The sequence below is a fragment of the Vagococcus sp. WN89Y genome, from assembly GCF_052220145.1.
Lineage (GTDB): Bacteria > Pseudomonadota > Gammaproteobacteria > Enterobacterales > Enterobacteriaceae > Kosakonia.
Genome location: NZ_JBQPOM010000016.1, coordinates 1 through 2,684 on the forward strand (window position 1 = coordinate 1; position 2,684 = coordinate 2,684).

General features: G+C 42.3%; 5 protein-coding genes. 1 reads left to right on the forward strand and 4 read right to left on the reverse strand.

The genetic code is table 11. The annotated features are described in order from the left end of the window. The coding region (locus ACTU3N_RS05895; protein WP_443085208.1) for an IS3 family transposase at positions 1–641 on the forward strand (641 nt) is incomplete at its 5' end. A gap of 224 nt (positions 642–865) precedes the next feature. Here ACTU3N_RS05895 and ACTU3N_RS05900 read toward each other — a convergent pair. From ACTU3N_RS05900 to ACTU3N_RS05915, 4 genes are all read right to left on the reverse strand, one after another. After that, the gene (locus ACTU3N_RS05900) at positions 866–1,318 is read right to left on the reverse strand and encodes an SMI1/KNR4 family protein (RefSeq protein ID WP_443085209.1); all 453 of its coding nucleotides are present in this window, start codon (positions 1,316–1,318) and stop codon (positions 866–868) included. Positions 1,319–1,322: 4 nt separating this feature from the next. Then, complete coding sequence (locus ACTU3N_RS05905; RefSeq protein WP_443085210.1) at positions 1,323–1,532, reverse strand: HNH endonuclease; 210 nt, start codon at positions 1,530–1,532, stop codon at positions 1,323–1,325. Between the two features lie 270 nt (positions 1,533–1,802). Further along, the gene (locus ACTU3N_RS05910) at positions 1,803–2,135 is read right to left on the reverse strand and encodes a hypothetical protein (protein ID WP_443085211.1); all 333 of its coding nucleotides are present in this window, start codon (positions 2,133–2,135) and stop codon (positions 1,803–1,805) included. Beyond that, positions 2,128–2,684, reverse strand: a 557-nt coding sequence (locus tag ACTU3N_RS05915; RefSeq protein WP_443085212.1) for an RHS repeat-associated core domain-containing protein, incomplete at its 5' end; no start/stop codon positions are given. The genes ACTU3N_RS05915 and ACTU3N_RS05910, both read right to left, overlap by 8 nt.

The window sequence follows — 2,684 nt, forward strand, 5'->3', positions numbered from 1 at the left end:
AAGGCCTTTGCGTTAACCACAAACGGGTCTACCGCATTTATCATCTCAATGGCCTGGGCGTAAAACGCAGACGGCGCCGTAAGGGGCTGGCAACTGAGCGGCTTCCGCTGTTGCGTCCGGCAGGTCCTAACCTGACGTGGTCAATGGATTTTGTCATGGATGCGCTGGCCAGTGGTCGCCGGATTAAATGCCTGACCTGCGTTGATGATTTCACGAAGGAGTGTCTGACGATCAGCGTTGCTTTTGGTATTACAGGCGTTCAGGTATCACGCATTCTGGACAGTGTTGCGCTGTTTCGTGGCTATCCGGCAACGATAAGAACCGATCAGGGGCCTGAGTTTACCTGCCGTGCGCTGGATCAGTGGGCCTTTGAACATAATGTTGAGCTGCGGCTTATTCAGCCGGGCAAGCCGACACAGAATGGCTTTATCGAGAGTTTTAATGGTCGTTTTCGCGATGAATGTCTGAATGAGCACTGGTTCCGCGATATTGTTCATGCAAAAGAAATTATAAGCGCATGGCGGCAGGACTATAACGAATGTCGTCCTCATTCTTCGTTGAATTATCAGACTCCTTCAGAGTTTGCAGCGGGATGGCGAAACGGAGCATACGGGAGTAAATCAACCGACATTACTAACTGATTATTGTGTTTAATACTGGGGGCAGGTCATTCCCACTCCAAATATTATCTCTGCATTTATTCGGAGAATAAAATGAAGAGACAATATTTGAGGCGGGATTAGGCGTGAGTCTACATTTAGTTCCTTCTACAACTACCACCAAGAGTTCCAGCAATTACAATACCGCTCAGGCCAATGGCTCTAAGCTAAACCGGAGTGCTTGGGCGAAACCCTACCATCCTCGTTTATATTTCGATTTCATAAAGGTTATCTATAAAATCATTGAAGTTGGGTGTTATTAAATACATATTGTCCATTCCTGGCGTATCGCCATCGTCAGTTTCATTTTCGTGATCCCAATAATAAACACCAGAACCTGCATCATTAATTTCTATCAAAATAAGATTTCCTCCCGCATCCTTAGCGACCGGAAAGAAATTTTTGGGAATACGAGCTTTATAATCATTATAGTATTCTACAATACTTTCATTCTTTGAATCGCCAACTTCCAGGAACTTATCAACGCTTGACCCATCATTGCCATCATCAAAATCAAAGCTATCTGGCTGGGGATATCCGCCATTATGCTTCTTAAGGAACTCTCTGTAATCTGAAGGTAATTTAATTCTAAGCTGGTTTTCCAGATTCGCTACTTCCTGTTCGCTTAACGCACCTTTTGAATCATGTATTTGTGTCATAGGGTCATTTTCCTGTAGCTATACCGCCAGTATGTTTGACAGCGGCGTGTATATCGGTTGGTATTAACTGCATATAACCTGAATCCTGATGATGATGCCAGGTATAAGCTGCAGGTCTTGGGTTAGCTCGACTATATCCAGCAGCTTTATCCGCACGTGCAAAGTCAACACCACGTGTTTTGCCAAGCTCAATACGAACATTTTTATTGCACACCTGGTAAAATCAGGGAGACCGGCGTAGTTAAATGGGATATTATATGGATATTTATTTCGTATTCCTAAAGATAATTTTTCGAGAAGATACATATTTTCTGTAAACTGCACTTAAAAATTAACAAGAGAATTCCCGAGATAATTATCGCTTTTGATATTGCAGAATGCGTCACCATTTCTAAACAGTATATATTTAATATAAAAATGTTATTATAAAAACACCTTAGAATTAAATACGGGCAAAGTTAATCACCCGCCAAGCTTGGTAGAATCATTTTTTAGAAAATGGATACAAGCACTCTTTGAATACGTTTTCCTTTACAGCCGTCTCAAGTGGCCTGTTATTTTCTTGCTCCATCTTTTCTATCTTTGACAAAACAAAACGCTCATTAGCTCCATGTCTTTTTCTGTAAAAATCTTTTGCGTGCTCACCTAAATCATCTATATCGATCAACTTGGAAAAAGCAGAGTTAATTAGAGGACTCCCCGCATACATTAACGATTCCGTTTCCTCACAAGAAAACTTCAAATACATGATTGCCTTTTTCAAGGCAACTATTTCACCTTGACTTAGCTTCAAGATTTTATCTTTATCATCAACCACATCTTCCTCCTCTCGATTTCATCTGTTCATGCGTCATTTTTAGGCGCTGATCATATGATAAATGAGATACCGTGTCATAAGGATTCTTACCAGCGTGAAGTATCTCGCCCGGCTTTAATCGACCTGAATGAATATACTCCAATTCAGAGCTTTGAGTAATTTTACTCATTTGAGAAGAGTCGGCTTTGAAAATAATAGAATAATCACCTCTTCCCGCATGTTGAGGATCATTAATAAAAATATCTCTCATAGCATCTTCAGGGGACATCAATATATCTGTTATATAAACTTTACCTTTAGAGTTTGCTTCAATAGCACCACTACCCATGATGCTATCAAAGCCAGCTTTATCCGTATAATGGATAAAGATATCCTCACCACTTAGTCCCCACGGGTCAATCCACCCGAGCGGGTTCGGCGCGTACTGGTACAGGTTCCAGCCGCCGTTTAACCCTATCGGATCCTGAACGGTGAACCGCCCGGTCTGCGGGTCGTAGTAGCGGAACAGGTTGTAGTGCAGGCCGGTTTCGCGGTCGGCGTACTGCCCGG

Coding starts and splice junctions, on each gene's coding strand:
- ACTU3N_RS05900 (WP_443085209.1), bottom strand. CDS start 1,318: ATGACACAAATACATGATTCAAAAGGTGCGTTAAGCGAACAGGAAGTA.